At 37.4% G+C, this 16,182-nt stretch carries 15 protein-coding genes; 8 read left to right on the forward strand and 7 right to left on the reverse strand.

Annotation, left to right across the window (positions count from 1 at the left end; genetic code table 11):
• Positions 1-44: 44 nt before the first annotated feature.
• Positions 45-200: an FbpB family small basic protein gene (locus CZ487_RS26355; RefSeq protein ID WP_139339575.1), complete on the forward strand. Its 156-nt coding sequence runs from the start codon at positions 45-47 to the stop codon at positions 198-200.
• Between the two features lie 76 nt (positions 201-276).
• On the opposite strand, the gene CZ487_RS14185 is transcribed toward CZ487_RS26355, so the two are convergent.
• From CZ487_RS14185 to CZ487_RS14195, 3 genes are read right to left on the reverse strand one after another with little or no spacing between them, the layout of a single operon-like run.
• On the reverse strand, positions 277-1,389 hold the full coding sequence (locus tag CZ487_RS14185) for a Ger(x)C family spore germination protein (protein ID WP_077212953.1): 1,113 nt from the start codon (positions 1,387-1,389) through the stop codon (positions 277-279).
• Positions 1,386-2,480: a GerAB/ArcD/ProY family transporter gene (locus CZ487_RS14190; protein ID WP_077212954.1), complete on the reverse strand. Its 1,095-nt coding sequence runs from the start codon at positions 2,478-2,480 to the stop codon at positions 1,386-1,388. Before CZ487_RS14190 ends, CZ487_RS14185 begins: the two co-directional genes overlap by 4 nt.
• Positions 2,477-3,844, reverse strand: coding sequence for a spore germination protein (locus CZ487_RS14195; RefSeq protein WP_077212955.1), 1,368 nt, complete (start codon positions 3,842-3,844; stop codon positions 2,477-2,479). Before CZ487_RS14195 ends, CZ487_RS14190 begins: the two co-directional genes overlap by 4 nt.
• 306 nt (positions 3,845-4,150) lie before the next feature.
• Between CZ487_RS14195 and CZ487_RS14200 the strand changes: the two genes are divergently transcribed.
• From CZ487_RS14200 to CZ487_RS14210, 3 genes are all read left to right on the forward strand, one after another.
• Positions 4,151-4,420 carry a hypothetical protein gene (locus CZ487_RS14200; RefSeq protein ID WP_077212956.1) on the forward strand — a complete coding sequence of 90 codons (270 nt, stop codon included), beginning with the start codon at positions 4,151-4,153 and terminating at the stop codon, positions 4,418-4,420.
• A 325-nt stretch (positions 4,421-4,745) separates the two neighbouring features.
• Positions 4,746-5,789, forward strand: coding sequence for an SGNH/GDSL hydrolase family protein (locus tag CZ487_RS14205; protein WP_077212957.1), 1,044 nt, complete (start codon positions 4,746-4,748; stop codon positions 5,787-5,789).
• Between the two features lie 368 nt (positions 5,790-6,157).
• A complete protein-coding gene (locus tag CZ487_RS14210; protein WP_077212958.1) occupies positions 6,158-6,991 on the forward strand; it encodes an STAS domain-containing protein in 834 nt (277 codons plus the stop codon).
• Between the two features lie 172 nt (positions 6,992-7,163).
• On the opposite strand, the gene CZ487_RS14215 is transcribed toward CZ487_RS14210, so the two are convergent.
• Positions 7,164-7,343 carry a hypothetical protein gene (locus CZ487_RS14215; protein WP_077212959.1) on the reverse strand — a complete coding sequence of 60 codons (180 nt, stop codon included), beginning with the start codon at positions 7,341-7,343 and terminating at the stop codon, positions 7,164-7,166.
• 365 nt (positions 7,344-7,708) lie between these two features.
• Here CZ487_RS14215 and CZ487_RS27540 point away from each other — a divergent pair, with 365 nt between their 5' ends.
• The 4 genes from CZ487_RS27540 (at position 7,709) to CZ487_RS14235 (ending at position 11,538) form a co-directional block, all read left to right on the forward strand.
• Positions 7,709-8,089, forward strand: coding sequence for a hypothetical protein (locus CZ487_RS27540; RefSeq protein WP_077212960.1), 381 nt, complete (start codon positions 7,709-7,711; stop codon positions 8,087-8,089).
• Positions 8,090-8,260: 171 nt separating this feature from the next.
• Positions 8,261-9,562 carry an aminotransferase family protein gene (locus tag CZ487_RS14225; protein WP_077212961.1) on the forward strand — a complete coding sequence of 434 codons (1,302 nt, stop codon included), beginning with the start codon at positions 8,261-8,263 and terminating at the stop codon, positions 9,560-9,562.
• Between the two features lie 22 nt (positions 9,563-9,584).
• Positions 9,585-11,012 carry an aldehyde dehydrogenase family protein gene (locus CZ487_RS14230; protein ID WP_077212962.1) on the forward strand — a complete coding sequence of 476 codons (1,428 nt, stop codon included), beginning with the start codon at positions 9,585-9,587 and terminating at the stop codon, positions 11,010-11,012.
• A 313-nt stretch (positions 11,013-11,325) separates the two neighbouring features.
• Positions 11,326-11,538, forward strand: coding sequence for a DUF2187 family protein (locus CZ487_RS14235; protein ID WP_077212963.1), 213 nt, complete (start codon positions 11,326-11,328; stop codon positions 11,536-11,538).
• 124 nt (positions 11,539-11,662) lie between these two features.
• Here the strand turns inward: CZ487_RS14235 and CZ487_RS14240 are convergent, their stop codons facing one another.
• The 3 genes from CZ487_RS14240 to CZ487_RS14250 form a co-directional block, all read right to left on the reverse strand.
• On the reverse strand, positions 11,663-13,744 hold the full coding sequence (locus CZ487_RS14240) for an EAL domain-containing protein (protein ID WP_161949647.1): 2,082 nt from the start codon (positions 13,742-13,744) through the stop codon (positions 11,663-11,665).
• A gap of 218 nt (positions 13,745-13,962) precedes the next feature.
• A complete protein-coding gene (locus CZ487_RS14245; RefSeq protein WP_077212964.1) occupies positions 13,963-15,327 on the reverse strand; it encodes an MFS transporter in 1,365 nt (454 codons plus the stop codon).
• Between the two features lie 316 nt (positions 15,328-15,643).
• Positions 15,644-15,778 (reverse strand): sporulation histidine kinase inhibitor Sda, encoded by a 135-nt coding sequence (locus CZ487_RS14250; RefSeq protein WP_077212965.1) that lies wholly within the window; start codon positions 15,776-15,778, stop codon positions 15,644-15,646.
• Positions 15,779-16,182 lie beyond the last annotated feature (404 nt).

Raw genomic sequence — 16,182 nt, forward strand, 5'->3', positions numbered from 1 at the left:
ACTTTCCTGCAATAAACAGGGAAAGAATTCGGAGGAAACATCAGATGAGCAGATATTCACACCATAAAAACTTAAAGGACTTAATAAAGAAAAACATTCGGGATTTACAACAGGATTCAAAATTACTAGACAAGATTGAAGAAAGAATCGAAAGCAAATTTATGAAAGAATCTGCTAAAATAGCTGGAATGGAAAAGTAATTTTCTTCATTCGTGATTTGAAAAATGGGCCAATTCTCAGTTTATGAGGACTGGCCTCTTAATATTAAAACAGCTTTTATTCGATTATCCCTGTACTCATAATTGAAACATTAACGTTCACGTCAAAAGCCAATTCAGGATAAAGTTCTTCCCATTCCTTAAAGGTATCTCTTGTATGCAGTCTCGTCGCCTTATAACGAAGACCAAAACCAATAGGATCCGCATCATATTCCTGAAGCTTCTTTAATAATTCGGTTATCTCTTTTTTTGCCATTTCGCTTGCGTACTTGCTATAGGTAGATAATTGACTAGGATCCATTTGCTTATTGGATTCCTCAATAATTCCTTTTACCGAAACATCCAGTTTTATGCCGGGTTTGTTTTTGGTATTTGTAACTAACTTGTACTTTGTCTTTGCTGTATCAACAGCAATGGTATAAATTAGGTCATCTCTATTTACAATTAAATCTAGCTTTTGAGTATTATTTGCCAACAGATTATAAAATTTAGTCTCCCTAGGGCTCAGCTTGAAAGGATGTTTATTTTTAGCAAAAAGGATTGAGCTATTTACAACAATTTTCTTTTTGTCATTACTAGAGCTTAAAACAGGTAAAATAGGGTCAAATCCCGTCTCTATCATCCTCCGCCGGAAGTCGAATAGATAAGTTGAGACAATATAGGCACTTTCCACACCGTTTTGATCAAATAAATTAAACAACGCAGAACCAGCTTTTTCGGAAGAGGGTTGTGTCTTTAATACCCCCTCTGCATTGGGACTTCCTACCGCAACCCACGATACTCTTTGGATATCTCTTCTCCGTACAAAGAAGTCTGCTATCTCGGTTAAATCGTGATGGAGAAGGTCCTCCCCAAAGACGATAACTTTCGCATGTCCAAAATCTAATTCCTTATCAGCATGTGTCTTTAGTAAGCGAATTGCCGATGCAATCGATTCACTTTCCTTTGTTAAATAAGTAAACTCAGTTCCTGATTCCCTGAGAGATCCAGTTGGAATGGCAAGCTTTAGGATTACCTTATAAGGTCTTTCTTCATTATCAGTATGGTCAACTCCTATTGACAGGACGAAGACTCTTTTATCAATGTCTTTAAATCCGCATCCAGACTGAAGGATAAGAGATAGTGAAACGATGATAGCCATCAACCGTCTACCTGTACATATAACACTCATACCTTCGCCCTCCTTTTAATAAACAAAAAAAGGCTGAACATAACGACAAATGAACAGAGCAGAAAATTCAAGAAGTAACTTGAATACTGAATAAGATGGTATTCTGTGAGATAGGAGACAGCGATCAAGCTTGCAACCCAAAAAAAGCTAAGGAATAGATAGGGAGTCAGATTACGCTTTTTCAATTGAAACTTCTTAAACCAAATAATGCTTTTCAATAATTCCAACGTGACATGCCAGTGAATTAAAACACTCAGAAACGAAATCGCCAAATACAGGAGGAGGAAGATGTAAATCACTCTTTCCACAATAAAAAATTCTAATCGCAGCGAGTCACTGGTTGTAATCCAGGGATAAACGACGTCGCCGACAGCATCAAAGCCAAGCATTCCAATGGGGATAAAATAGGTAGTCACAAGCGCTGTACCGCCAATAAGCGCAATGAATAGCATGTTCTTCCAATTAATTTGCTGCTTCTTTTTAAAAAGACGGTTAAAAATGATGAGATTAAAACCACCCAACAATAAATAGGCAGAAGCAGATATAGCTGTAAAACTGGGCGGGTTATGGATATACATCAATGATTCTCCGATAAAATCCCAATTAAGTTCATGGGATGTGTAAGCTTTAATAGTAATGATAAAGACAAACGGTAAACTGCATATCAGAACGAACTCAACCGTATAAAGAACACTCTTACTATTCAACAAAATTCCATAGGTGAGAAATAGCAAAAAAGTAATGGTGATCCAGGATAAGGGCATATCTGGTGTTAAAAATCTTTTTAATAAAAAAGAAAATGTTACTAACGTAATAAGCCCTGCGATGTACCAAGTAACTGCTATAACGAATAAAATAACAAAAGAAAACCAGCGCGGCATGTATTTCTTTGTCAAGTCAGGCAGTCCCTCGCCAGGGAATAAGTTAAAAAATCGAGCGCAAAGATAGCAGAAAACGAGTCCTAAAATGTAGGAAATTATCATAGAAAGGAGGGCACCCTCTGATCTTTGTGATATGAGAATTTTAGGAACAGACGCAACAACATTGGCCACCATATTAACAAAAACAAGGTAAATAAAATAACGGTTCATGATGATGTTTTCTCCGTTTCTGCCCTCTTGCTTTGAAGGTAAATCTTAAAATAAGGTTCTCCAAAGCTGTTTAATTGTGTTAAATACATGAGGAATCCAATTAATCCGAATACCAGACCTGCCAGTCCAGCGAAACTAGCGAATACTAGGAGGATTAAGCGGACGACTCGTATGCCAAAGCTCATCTCATTAATGGGGATGACAAAGGTTGAGATTGCCACAGCTCCCACAATAATAATCATGATATTGGAAGCAAGGGCTGCTTCCGTTGCAGCTTGTCCTAGAATTAACCCTCCAACTGTAGTTGCGGCACCTGTTACAGCCTTAGGCAGCCGTATACTGGCTTCAGTCAGGAGTTCCATGAAAACCAGCATAAAAAGTACTTCAACAAACGAAGGATATGGTACGCCGATTCTGCTGCCAGCAATCGATAGGGCAAGCTCCACACGGAACACCTCAGGATTATAGGAGGTAGCCGCAACATAGATTCCTGGCAGAGTTAAGCATGCAAATAATCCAAAATAGCGAAGTAATTTTAAGAATCTTGTGATCCAATAGGATCCGTATATGTCATCCATAGAAGTCATGAAATCAAAAAAGACGACGGGTGCAATAACGGTTGTATGACTGCCATCCAATAAAAGAACAACTTTTCCGCCGGCGAGGTTAAAGACAACCCTGTCCGTACGTTCGGTCATCATCATAATCGGCATTAGGGAGCGTTTCTTATCGTTCAATAACCGGTTGAGTTCAGTTGTTGATTGGATGATAGGAGGATTAAGGGCACTTAGCTTTTTTTTAATGTTTTCTAGAACATCGCTAATAACCAATTCTTCATCATAAATGATCGCCAACGACTGATGTGTGTTTTCACCTAACTCCATCATCTCTACCGTAAGAGAAGGCTTATGGTAGCGTTGGCGGATAATATTAATATTTGTCGCAATATCTTCACTTAGAGAATATTGCGGGCCTTGGATGGTCGGTTCTATACTAGTTTCCAATACTGCTTCCGTGTTGCTTTTTTTTATATCCAGCAGCAAGAGTTGGTCTCTGACCTCAACAACAACACTTCCCTTAGTCAATTCAAGCAGCATTTGCTCCCTTGGCTGGTTTTCTTGCAGGTTAGGGAGGGAGTTTAGGTAAGCTTCCACATGCTCAAGGCTTTCTAATTCAAAGAAAGGCTTAATGACAAGCTGCTGGAGTTGTTCTCCATCCACAACAGTTTTGATATACAATAGCTCTACGTGTTTTTCGCCAACATGTAATGGTTTGTTTACCAAATCAGAAGTTGACTTTAATTCTTCAAATAACCATTCCAAAGTCTCGTGGGAGGTCGATATTTTGTTTGTAAATGAACGCATCCAAACCTCTCCTAACCGGATTTATCATCAGTCAATTTCCACCAAGGAAATTTTAGGTATATCTTTACCTGAATCACAAACATCATACATATAACTGTTAATCAGAGGTAATTCATTTACTAAGATCTAGTTGGCTTTACATAAATCTAAGTTCAGTGAAATGTTTATTCACAACGAACAAAGTAGAGGTAAATTATGTTATTTTATATATAGAGGTTTAATATCGTGTTTTAGGTTTCAGCTAGGGTTCTAACGCAGGATTCATCACGAATTGACGGCTATCTATTTTACGAAAGGGGTGATAACTTGGAAGAAACAATGGGTTTTTTGCTTGGTACATTAGATTTATTTTATCCCTTACTGATCGCATCAGTCTTTACCTTTTTATATGCTCTGGTTATGCGTTCTTGGGTTTGGATGTTAGTAAGTGCAATATTACTCTATCCTGAAGCTTGGCTTTTCAGCGGCTATCCCCCGTATCCTTGGGCGAAGTTCGTTCCCTTTATACAATTGATATTAGCCATCATTTTTTATTTTAAGAAAACCAGTAAACTAAAGTCCCGCGAATTAAAGTAATACATTCAATCGTCTCTACCTGATGGACACCATCGTCTAGACTGCAACATATAATCTTATAGAAGTAATCGTCTGGTAACATTGTAGGTTAGTTGAATTCTTATTTGAAATCATGTAAGGATTCATCATTCTTTTTCCTTTTAATCGACCTCCATTCCGCAAAGTCCCCGGGTTATATACCTTTTAAAAACAATAAACTTTACTATATTTTGATATCTTACGCATGATGGGTATTCATGTTAAAATAAAAAGACTATTTCTAACTCTTAGAAAAGGCTTTTAATGAAACTAATAATCTATCATAAATGGCAGGTGTGGCTTCAACGTGAAGAGACAGAAAGCAATGATCATGTTTGCTGGTCTGCAAGTGGTATGCTTTCTGCTATATCTAGTATTTTTTGATTTCAAACAGACAGAGGAAGTAAGTGTGATCACTAAAACCCAAACGTCGATGGCGTATCTACAAAAAGAAAATTTCCCTAGTGATGCTCACGCTTCTGCAAATGATGAAATGACGGTGGCAGCAGACGGGAAGGAATCTAGAGAGAACATTTCAGATGATACTCAAGCTATGGCAGAGGAACAACTAGAAGCAGATGGCGGGCATGAAACACTAACAATAAAAGAAGAAATTAAGGAAAAAGTTAGGGAAGTGTTAGAAGGAACCCTTAATTTATTCAAAAAAGATTTAAAGGTTGTGTCAATTGGGGACTCTCTCACTCAAGGGATAGGCGATGAGACTGAGAGCGGCGGTTATGTTGGGATACTAAACCATACATTTGAAGCGAATAGCTTAAATATTAGTATCGAAAACTACGGAAAAAGAGGAAACCGCTCGGACCAATTACTAAAACGTTTGGAAGAGAAAGAAATTGCTTCATCAATTAAGAAAGCAGATGTGGTATTAATCACGATTGGTGCCAACGATATAATGAAGGTATTTAAAAATAATTTTACAAACCTCCAATTAGAACCCTTCGAGGAAGAAAGACTAAGATATATTGAAAGATTAAAAGAGATTTTTAATAAAATTCATAAATTGAACCCGGATGCTAAAATTTATTTAATTGGTTTTTATAATCCATTCGAAAAGTATTTTAGTGACATTGAAGAGTTAGAAATGATCATTACTAGTTGGAATGAAACAGGTCGGTCTATAACGGAAGAGTTGGGTTATGCTGAGTATATCCCGATTGCAGATTTATTTGCAGATCCTAACATGAATTTGCTTGCTGATGATTATTTCCACCCCAACACAAGTGCTTATAAGTTAATTGCCAAGCGTGTCTTAGAAACTATAGAAGAAATTAGCGTAGTGCCAGAGGTCACCACAGAGAGTGAAACAGTAAAAGATCCAGATTCTGAATGAATCATGCCTATTATGATCTTTTAAAAATAAAAGCCCATCATTCCAGTCAATGAACGAATTGGAATGATGGGTTTTTATTCATATGATGATGTTTTGTTGTTTTGTTCAGTTGTTACAGGGGTAATGTATAAAGAGGTTATTGTTATTATCCGTTGAATTGAAAAGTTTCAAATTGTAACGATAAATGTACCATTAAATCTTTTTTGAATGATAAGTTTCATCTATAATAGAAATTACGATTTAGTTTTCACTATAAGCGTAGTGTAAACTAAGAGCTTCTTAGAGGAATCTTTCGGAGGAAGTCGAAATGTTATTATAGGAAAAATAATTTCGCACAACATACTATGTAGAAAAGGGGAATTGCCTGGATGGATTGGACCTTTCAAAAACGTTCAGATATTACATTATTTATCAATAACAACAAAGAAAGTTTTGAAAAAAGACTTTTATCAGAGGCAGTTAATGTGGCATCTAATATACAACAGATTCTGAAAAATGGGAATATTAATCTTCTAGTCAATGCACAGAAGTTAGTTTTCTATATCATTCAGGAAAAAGAACATGAACTCATTGAATTCGCGAAGCAAGAAGGGATTATTTGGGCAAAACATTCGCTCACGCTTGCATTTAAATTAGAGTGGGTTCAAGCTATAAGACGAACACTATGGCACTTTCTGTATGAATACAATGAAAAAGCCGCAAGTATCAGCAATATTGATGATTTCTTTGTTCTGGAGAAGAAGATTAACGATCAAATCGATAGTTTTCTCAATTATTTCTTCCTTAGCTATTCCAATTATAAGGATGAGTTAATTGAAACTCAAAGAAAGACAGTTGAACATTTATCAGTTCCCATTATCCCTGTTAGTCCAACTGTAGCTGTTCTTCCTTTAATTGGAATGGTTGATTCCTTCAGAATCTCGACCATCGAAGAAAAGGTTTTGTTAGAGATAGATAGACTCAAGCTTCATACACTTGTTATTGATCTTTCAGGAATCATCTCTATGGATGAAGACATAATCGATCATTTTAAAAGAATTATTTCTGGAGTTACTATGATGGGTTCTAAAGTCATTCTTACCGGGCTGCGTCCTGATTTAGTTAAATATATGGTTCACACCGGCATTACTTTTGATAACAATGTCGTCACCGAGGGAACGCTTCAGCAGACAATAAAAAAGTATCTAGTGATTGACCAGTAAGATAGCTCGTCTCAAAATCAATGTTTTATTAGCAGCTTGAGACTTGTGGTACATTCACAATACAAAGAAGATGAACGATGGAAGATTGCATAAAATCTTCTATCGTTCATCTTCTTATTTAGCTACCATTAATTAATATTGCAGTTATTTAGATTCTTAGCTTAGAAATATTCTATTTGATCACTTTAAGATGCCCGCGTGACTGAATTGTTTTCCTCCTGCGCTTTTTCCTGCCGATAGAGTTGCTGCCTTTGAGATTTTCTGTTTTATCAAGGCAATTAATATCTCCGTACAACGAATTTGCATACATCGTCATCCCAGCCTTGAATGATTGAATTATCTTCTTCAACATTTCCTAACTCCCTTTCACTGTTATTTTCTATGCTGAATTGACACAAATAAATAGTGAACAGTTTGGCGTACGGCCAGACAGTTTTTAGGTATATGGGAGTATTCTTGATTGGACAATGTGAATCCTTCAACTATACTAGTATACTTATTTGGTTTTTTCTGGATCAAATCAGCTGTTCATATTATACATGAGAGTAAATAAGGGGAAAGGAGGATTAGTGGAATACTTAATCGTTTTGACAGTCTTAGAATCTAAACTCTTTGGGGACGATCACACATTTTGCTCCAAAATGGTCATCTGCCGTGACATGCTTGTCTTTATTGCATCTCCTATAATGTACAAAAAAATTAAGGAGGACCAGCAGCATGGGATGTATTCGAGATGATTTTAGTCAATCGGTTTGTTTAACCCTTGTTTACAATATCTACACAGGAGCGCTAATTTCTTCTACAGTAGAAAATAACGAGTGTGAACTATCCACTGAGTTTGATTCCGAAAGTAAGAACCTGACGATTAGAGTTCCATTTACAGTGGAAGGTATTCTTAGAATTAATGATCATTTCCAAGCTAATTATATGACTAGTAATATTTTTCTGACAGACAATCACCCCCCTAACGAGCAAACCACAACTGAGACCCCCTTAGAAAGTGTTAATCGAACAGAAACCAACACTGTCGCAGCTGATAATAATAGGCCTCACGAAAGAAGAGTTAAAACGAAGAGATCTTCACGATCAAAGAAGTAAATAGGATTGTTGGTTACTACCGACACAGAACCTACATTCACCTGAATGTGGGTTCTTTATGTTATTCGCTTCGCTTTCCCCTTAATTTTTCCCGCTTTAGAATGATGGCCTGCGTAAAGCAATATATTTAGATGTGAGACGTAATATTTAATTTGAAAAGAGGGAAGAGAAATGAATCCTTATGAAAAAAGACGGGAAGAGTTGGCGGAGCTAGATAAAAGGCATTTCTTGCATCCAACTTCTCCAATCAAGCAACAGCAGGAACAAGGGCCAGCGTTTATTTTTGTAAAAGGAGAAGGAGTATATCTAGAAGATATAAATGGAAAGCGATTGATAGACGGCATGTCCTCTCTCTGGAATGTCAATATTGGTCATGGGAGAGAAGAGTTAGCTCAAGCAGCGGCAGAGCAAATGAAAACATTGGCATTCAGTTCTTGCTTTGCCACTTTTAGTAATGAACCAGCGATTAACTTAGCAGCAAAGTTGGCTAAGATTTCTCCTAAAGACTTAACCACCACTTTTTTTACTTCTGGCGGCTCCGAAGCAAACGACACTGCCTATAAATTAGCCCGGCATTATTGGATATTAAAAGGTAGACATGAAAAAAAGAAGATTATCTCCCGCCACAGATCGTATCACGGGGTCGCGATGGGTTCTACGAGTGCTACAGGCTTGAAGCCATTCAGAGATTTTACCAACTCAATCGCTCCTGATTTTTATCATGTGGAAAATTTATCAGCAGAAGCATTGCGTGAAGTAATCGATCAAGAAGGTCCCGACACAATTGCAGCTTTTGTAGCAGAGCCCGTACAAGGAGCAGGCGGCGTTCATATTGCACCCGATGATTATTTTAAAAAGGTGCGAAAAATCTGTGATGATCATGATATTTTATTTATTGCCGATGAAGTGATTACCGGCTTTGGGCGGACTGGAACATACTTTGGGCTGAATCATTACGGAGTCACGCCTGATTTAATGTGTTTTGCGAAAGGGGTGACAAGCGGATACGCTCAGCTTGGCGGCGTGATGTTATCTCAATCTATTTTTGATGACTTGAAGAAACATTCAACCGGTACACTTCTACATGGTTACACATACAGCGGCCACCCCATGGCGTGCGCAGTCACTTTGAAAAATATTGAAATTATTGAGAACGAAAAATTGATCGAAAATGCACAAAAAATGGGAGAGGAGATGTTAAAAGGCTTCAAATGGTTGCAGGATAAGCATGATCTGATCAGTGAAGTAAGAGGAATCGGCTTAATGGGAGCGATTGAATTACATTCTTCAACGAAACAAGCCGCCCCAATGATTGTTAACAAAGCTGCTGAACTTGGGCTCATTTGTCGTTCAGTTGTGTTTGATCATATGGATATTCTTGTGTTTTCACCGCCATTAATCATAACGAAACAAGAAATGGATAAGATGATTGATATTCTCGATCATGCAATCTATTCAGTTGAGCAAATCTAAAGAAAGGGGGTTCGTATTTTTCATGCAAAAAAAACGCTTATATATAAATGGCAAGTGGATCGACTCACAGCATCATTCCTTGTTATTATCCCCTTATACTCGAGAGGAAATAGCAGAGGTGCCAAGGGCTACAGTAGAAGAAGTAGAATTTGCGATAAAGGCAGCCTATGAAACCAGAAACAAAATGGCTGACATGCCGAAACATCAACGCGCAAAGATTCTCGAACAATTAGCCTGTAAACTGGAACAGAGATCGGAAGAAGCGGCTAGGATAATTGCCTTAGAGGCCTCAAAACCTATTAAGGATGCCAGAATAGAAGTGGCGCGAACAATCCAAACGTATAAGTTCTCAAGCGAAGAAGCGAAAAGAATTAACGGTGAAACTATCTCAATGGATGCAGCTCCAGGCGGAGAAGGAAAGATCGCTTTTACAACTAGAGAGCCCTTAGGAGTTATTGGAGCGATTACTCCATTTAACTTTCCGATGAACCTAGTTGCGCATAAGGTGGGACCAGCGCTAGCATCTGGAAATACAATTGTACTGAAACCTGCCAGTCAAACCCCTTTATCAGCCTATTTTCTTGCTGAGTTGCTCCACGATACAGACTTGCCAGCTGGTGCTTTTAATGTCGTATCAGGAAGCGGCGCTGTCATTGGAGACAAACTTGTACAAGATGAGAGAGTCAAGAAAATTTCTTTTACAGGCAGTCCTGAGGTTGGAATTGGAATCCGTAATAAAGCAAGGTTAAAGCATGTTACCCTTGAATTAGGATCCAATTCTGCACTGATTGTTGACGGTAACGTTGATGTTGATAAGATTATCGATCGCTGTGTAACCGGTGCTTTTAGTTTCCAAGGGCAGGTTTGTATTTCATTACAGAGAATTTACGTTCATGGTAACGTTTATGATCTTTTCGTTGAGCGTTTTATAAAAGCAGCGAAGAGTTTGAGGGTTGGAGATCCTTTAGATCCAAATACAAATGTTTCAGCATTGATTCATCCAAATGAAGTTAGCCGTACTCTAGATTGGATTAAAGAAGCGGAACAAAGAGGAGCAGTTCTTGCTGCTGGCGGAACAAGGCAAGGAAATATTCTAATGCCGACTGTTTTACTTGAAGTGGACCCTTCCGCAAAAGTTTCCTGTCAGGAGGTTTTTGCTCCAGTTGTCCTCATCAATAAAGTGTCATCCATAGAGGAAGCCATCGACTGCGTCAATGATTCAGACTATGGTTTGCAAGCAGGAATATATACAGAGAACATCCATCATGCCATGCTGGCTTCGAAAAAATTACAGGTTGGCGGTGTCCTTATAAATGATATCCCAACCTACCGTGTCGATCATATGCCCTATGGAGGAGTAAAAGACAGCGGCGTGGGGCGTGAGGGAATAAAGTACGCTATTCAAGAGATGACGGAACAAAAATTAATCATCATAAACTCTATGGTATAAAGAGGGTTTGATCAAGCAAAGGTCAAGCAATTTTGAAAATATGTAAAATAAATTTTTTACTCTGCAGGGTAAAATGTTGAAGTGGATAGGACCTATCCATTTATTTTTATTTTACTTAAACATAATTATCTAGACTCCATTTTTAGTTATGATCGCGGTTAGCTAACATGAATAGGGTACTCTAGTCATTGATCTTTATTATAGCTGTTCCTCCTATTTTTATTAAATATAAGATTTGGGATTGTATACTCATCAATTAGGGGAATACTAGCAAGGTGCGCACTCTGCATATTTAATACGAGGGGGCTATAATATGGCAGAAGATAACAATGACAAGCAGACAGTAAAAAAAGCAAATATTGGAGATACCATCCAAATCAGTAAAGGAGAAGAAAAGGGTAAAAAGGGGACCGTAGTTGTAATAAGAGATAACTCAGTGATTGTCGAAATTGGCAGGAACCCTAAAAAAGATGAACCGCTTAAAACAGTAGTTAACCATAAAAATTATAAAATTATTAGCGGATAAAAATGTAAGTGCCTGACCTTTTGTATGCAAAGGCTAAGGGGTTAGGCATTTTTAATTATGATCAAAACGAAGGGATGGGAAAAAGCACAGGTAACAAATCACCTGTGCCTCATCTCTTTTTATGCTAGATGTTAATGCATCTTTTCGATAATATTTCGAGAATTTCCTCGCCTGGAAGCGGTTTACTAAATAAGTAGCCTTGACCCTCTGAACAATGGAGATTTGATAAGAACCGCAATTGACTCTGTGTTTCTATTCCTTCCGCAATAACATTCACGTTGAGATGTGTTGCCATGTTCAATATGGTTTTAACCATAATTCCATTATCTTTTTTAATATCTTCCATAAAGGAACGGTCAATTTTTAAGCAATCTATCGGAAAATCTCTTAGGGAAGCGAGAGAGGAGTATCCTGTTCCAAAGTCATCGATCGATAACCTCACCCCTAAAGCACGCAGCTGTTGAAGAACAGGAATGGTTCTACGCTGGTTCTGCAAGACCCCTTCGGTCATCTCAAGCTCTAAAAAGGAAGAGGGGAGATTCCATTTTTTTAAAGTCCGTGTAATCAATGAAACTAAATCTTCATGGAAAAAATTAGGGGAAATATTGACGGCTATTCTAATCGATTCCATTCCATTACTCAGCCAATACTGATAGTTACGGCACACAGTTTCAAGAACCCATTCCGTAATAGGAGTTATTAAGCCTGTTTCTTCTGCTATCGGAATAAATTCAGAAGGTGGTATATTGCCCCATTTCGGATGCTTCCAGCGAATCAAAGCCTCTAAACCAACAATTTTCTGCGTACGTAAATCTACTTGAGGCTGGTAATGTAGATGAAAGGATTTCTCCTCGATTGCGCCCCTAAGTTCCCTTTCCATTTCCATCATTTTCGATAAGCTTTCATACATTTCCGATGTAAAATACTGTACCTCGTTTGTGTTGCTTTTCTTTCCAATATACATCGCACTATCCGCTTTTTTAACCAAGTTCTCAAGATCTGTCCCATCCTTTGGGTAAAAGCTGACACCTATGCTAGTGCTTAAATAAATTTTTTCACTATTATAATGGAAAGGAGTAGAAAATAGGTTGTTAATTTTCGATGCCATCTGTTCTGCACAAGAACCTGAACAGCCTTTCATTACAGCAATAAATTCGTCACCACCGAAACGATATAAATCTACTTCATTTTTGAGGTGAGTAGATAATCGATTTGCAACCACTTTTAGCACTTGATCACCACTATCATGACCCAATGTATCATTAACATGTTTGAAACGGTCCAAATCTATGAAATAAAATGCCATTTCTTCATCTTTGTTTTGTTGAATTGATTTATTGATCTCATAATTAAAACAACGGCGATTCCGCAGACCTGTTAACTCATCATGGTAAGCGTTATAGAGGATTTTTTCTTCTATTTCTTTTTGATTCGTAATGTCATGACGGATAGAAATGTATTGATATGGAACTCCAGCTTCGTTCAAAAAAGGAACAATCGTCGTTTTAACCCAGTATAAAGACCCATCCTTTGCTTTATTTCGTAACACACCATTCCATACTTTCCCACTGCCAATCGTCGCCCACATGTCTTTAAAGAAATTTCTAGAGTGATAACCTGAATTAACTAAACTGTGAGTGCTGCCCATTAATTCATCTCTGCTATATTGAGATAACTCACAAAATTTATTATTTACATAGGTGATTTTTCCTTTATTATCTGTGATCGCTACAATCGAGGATTGATCAAGAGCAAACTGAATATCCCGCAGTTCCTTAATCTTATTAGCAAGCTTCAACTGACTCACTGTTCCGACTGTTTTATCCTTGCCGAAAACTAATAAACCTTTGCGACTTCCATTTTCATAAAAAAGAGGCAGCTCTATAATATCAAAGATTTTAGTTTGGTCACCAATGCTATATATATGTTCCCGATTGGTGGTTAATTTTCCATTTGTCCAGGTGTGTTCATCAGTAGCGGAGAGATTATCAAAAAAACTCTTTAAAAAGGGGAAATGCAATGATAATTCTTCATCCTTTTTTCCAATCAATTCGCACTTATTTATATGTAAGTATTCATGTATTTTTCCGCCGACACGAATATAACGGCCTTCTCCATCTTTCAGAAAAAAGATATCATTAAATGAATCTATAAGATCTAAAATGGAGTCCATATCACTTGCAAATTCTTGAAGTAGTTCATTCATTGTTAGATCTCCTTTTTCGAAATAACTAGACAGCATGATACACATCTTTAAGTTGTGACAAACTTCACAGAATGCTTTGCCCTATATTATACAAAATCACTAAGTGTTTGACTGTGGATATATTATGACAGTTTTTCTTTAAAACCGTTGTAATAAGAGAATGAAAAAAAGGAAGACAGTAGAACTCTGCCTTCCTTCATAAATTATAAGCCAAGTGGTTAACCTGCATTCTCTGGTATAACAACCGCGTTTCTAGCTTCCTCAGCTTTTTTCTTTGTCCAGTAGCCACTCATGCCAAATACAAATGGGATGAATACGATGGCTCCTGCCATACAGATCTTCCACCAAGTTCCCCATCCTTCTGGAGTTCCGATGATATGCGGCATAAGAAGACCCTGTGCAACAACAACCCAGCGGATGAGAGAACCCCAAATTGCCACTCCAGTTGCTACAAAGGAAGGGTTGATATCTTCAACGGTCTCAGTGTAACTAGCCATCCAAGGGGCGTAAGTAAGACCAATCATCAACGCCATAAAACTAAGCAATAATGACATTGAAAGAACGGTTGCAGGCTGCCCGATATTGGCAATAAAGAACCCGATGCCGACAGCCATGCCAATAGCTCCAACGATCATAAAAGGCTTACGTACTTGCAGTTTGTCAGAAATCATCCCGAAAGTGACTAACCCCACCGCTTCAGCCAGCCAGAAGAGAGTCATCATCCCGTTTGCTTGTTCTAGCGTAAACGTATAGATCGTGGTTAAGTATAGCGGGAAGTAACCGACGGCTGAGTAATAGAGCAAAAGAAAAACACTGATGGCAAAAGCGCTGCCGATCAATCGTCCGCTAAGCATTTGTGTCCAAGTTCTCTTTTGCGGCGCCTCTGTATCATTTCCATTCAATTGAGCTTCTACTTTCGCTGACTCTTCAACGCTAACCATGATTTGATTCCGAATAGCTGGTGATAGCTCTTTTAACCCAAACAAACTGATGAAAAAGACAATAACGCCAAAAATCGTACAGATGATAAATTGTGATTCCCAAGTTCCATAAATAGGTAATGTTTGATTAGCAAAAAACGTAGTTAATAAACTACCGCCAACAGGTCCGATTGACCAGAAGGCCATCGCTGTTGCACGTCCTAATCTCGGAGAAAAATCCCGAACAAGTGCAGGAGTGGCTACGAGAAGGACACCCTCGACGAATCCCAGCATACAAAACAGAATACTGAATGACATTACAGACGAAGTAAATATTAATGAAAAGGTTAAAATAGCACTAACTAAAACACCATAGACTACAAAATTTGCCCGCCCGATTTTGTCTGCTAATCCACCAATTAAGGATGATATGGCTCCGAGACCATTTGCAACTACCCAAAGATAAGCATACCAATCTATGGACATTTGCAAATCTTCCATGACAAGCGGCGCAACAGCAGCAAGAACGTAATATTGGTAATACAAAACAATAGTAACTAAGACCGATACACATAAATACCAAATTCGTTTACGATTTTCAGGATAATAATCCAAATTACGATTCCAGAAGGACTTGGTTCCAGCAACAGAATTTGAGCTCATATCAGCTTCCTCCTAATAAATTTTTTATCCACTAATAACTTGTTCTCCTTTCTTATTAAAAAATTCTATAGACACCCTCGTAATGGGGGGGACTACTCCAATGAAAAGGTAAGGTATGTAAAGCTAAACATGCTTTTAATGGTAAAAATATGAAATCTATAAAGATCATAATCTGCTTATTGAATATTGTCAATATTCTGAAAATAAAATAAGCACTTTTTTATCTAATCTTTTATTACAAGAAAAGGAGCTGCATCTGCAGCTCCTTTTCTCTAAGTCACCCTATATCATGACCTTAATAGTTTCATTTTTATTTTTATGATGTTTTAGAAATTTTTAAGTTTCTTTTAGATATTTCTTTTTCCAGTAATCTGATAAACTCTTTATCCAATTGCAGGTTTATGGCTTTTTTTCTTGTCTCAAGCAATAAATCATCTTGTAATTGTCTCAAACCATTCTGTCCACCTTGGAAGTTTACGATGCTATCAGCTCCTTATTGCTTTCATATATATAAATAACACAAATTAATAGTTGCTAAACATATAATCTAAAAATGCAGTTCTAAGTAGAAGAGATAACGCATGTATTCGTCCATAATGTTTTGGGCTCTAATCCAAAATTTAACTTAAATACAACACATTAATACCTAACATATATTTTCAAAATAGTTAAAAGGCCAGGTCTCTATAAGTAGAGCCCAGCCTTTTATTTGTTGTTATTCAAATAACTAGTAATGAATGCGAAATCTCTTTATTTCCTTTAATAAATTTATTTTTCCGGAAGTACATACGAACATCTGAAACGAGAATAGTTAGATAGCGCTCACTTACTCCTTATCTAATGGTTACTTATTAA

This window comes from Robertmurraya dakarensis, from assembly GCF_900156875.1.
GTDB classification, from domain to species: domain Bacteria; phylum Bacillota; class Bacilli; order Bacillales; family Cytobacillaceae; genus Robertmurraya; species Robertmurraya dakarensis.

What these genes read in the sequence shown, in the direction of transcription:
- CZ487_RS14230 (WP_077212962.1), top strand. Translation starts at nt 9,585, where the DNA reads ATGCAAAAAAAACGCTTATATATAAATGGCAAGTGGATCGACTCACAG.
- CZ487_RS26355 (WP_139339575.1), top strand. Translation starts at nt 45, where the DNA reads ATGAGCAGATATTCACACCATAAAAACTTAAAGGACTTAATAAAGAAA.
- CZ487_RS14195 (WP_077212955.1), bottom strand. Translation starts at nt 3,844, where the DNA reads ATGCGTTCATTTACAAACAAAATATCGACCTCCCACGAGACTTTGGAA.
- CZ487_RS14190 (WP_077212954.1), bottom strand. Translation starts at nt 2,480, where the DNA reads ATGAACCGTTATTTTATTTACCTTGTTTTTGTTAATATGGTGGCCAAT.
- CZ487_RS14245 (WP_077212964.1), bottom strand. Translation starts at nt 15,327, where the DNA reads ATGAGCTCAAATTCTGTTGCTGGAACCAAGTCCTTCTGGAATCGTAAT.
- CZ487_RS14210 (WP_077212958.1), top strand. Translation starts at nt 6,158, where the DNA reads ATGGATTGGACCTTTCAAAAACGTTCAGATATTACATTATTTATCAAT.
- CZ487_RS14240 (WP_161949647.1), bottom strand. Translation starts at nt 13,744, where the DNA reads ATGAATGAACTACTTCAAGAATTTGCAAGTGATATGGACTCCATTTTA.
- CZ487_RS14185 (WP_077212953.1), bottom strand. Translation starts at nt 1,389, where the DNA reads ATGAGTGTTATATGTACAGGTAGACGGTTGATGGCTATCATCGTTTCA.
- CZ487_RS14235 (WP_077212963.1), top strand. Translation starts at nt 11,326, where the DNA reads ATGGCAGAAGATAACAATGACAAGCAGACAGTAAAAAAAGCAAATATT.
- CZ487_RS27540 (WP_077212960.1), top strand. Translation starts at nt 7,709, where the DNA reads ATGGGATGTATTCGAGATGATTTTAGTCAATCGGTTTGTTTAACCCTT.
- CZ487_RS14225 (WP_077212961.1), top strand. Translation starts at nt 8,261, where the DNA reads ATGAATCCTTATGAAAAAAGACGGGAAGAGTTGGCGGAGCTAGATAAA.
- CZ487_RS14215 (WP_077212959.1), bottom strand. Translation starts at nt 7,343, where the DNA reads ATGTTGAAGAAGATAATTCAATCATTCAAGGCTGGGATGACGATGTAT.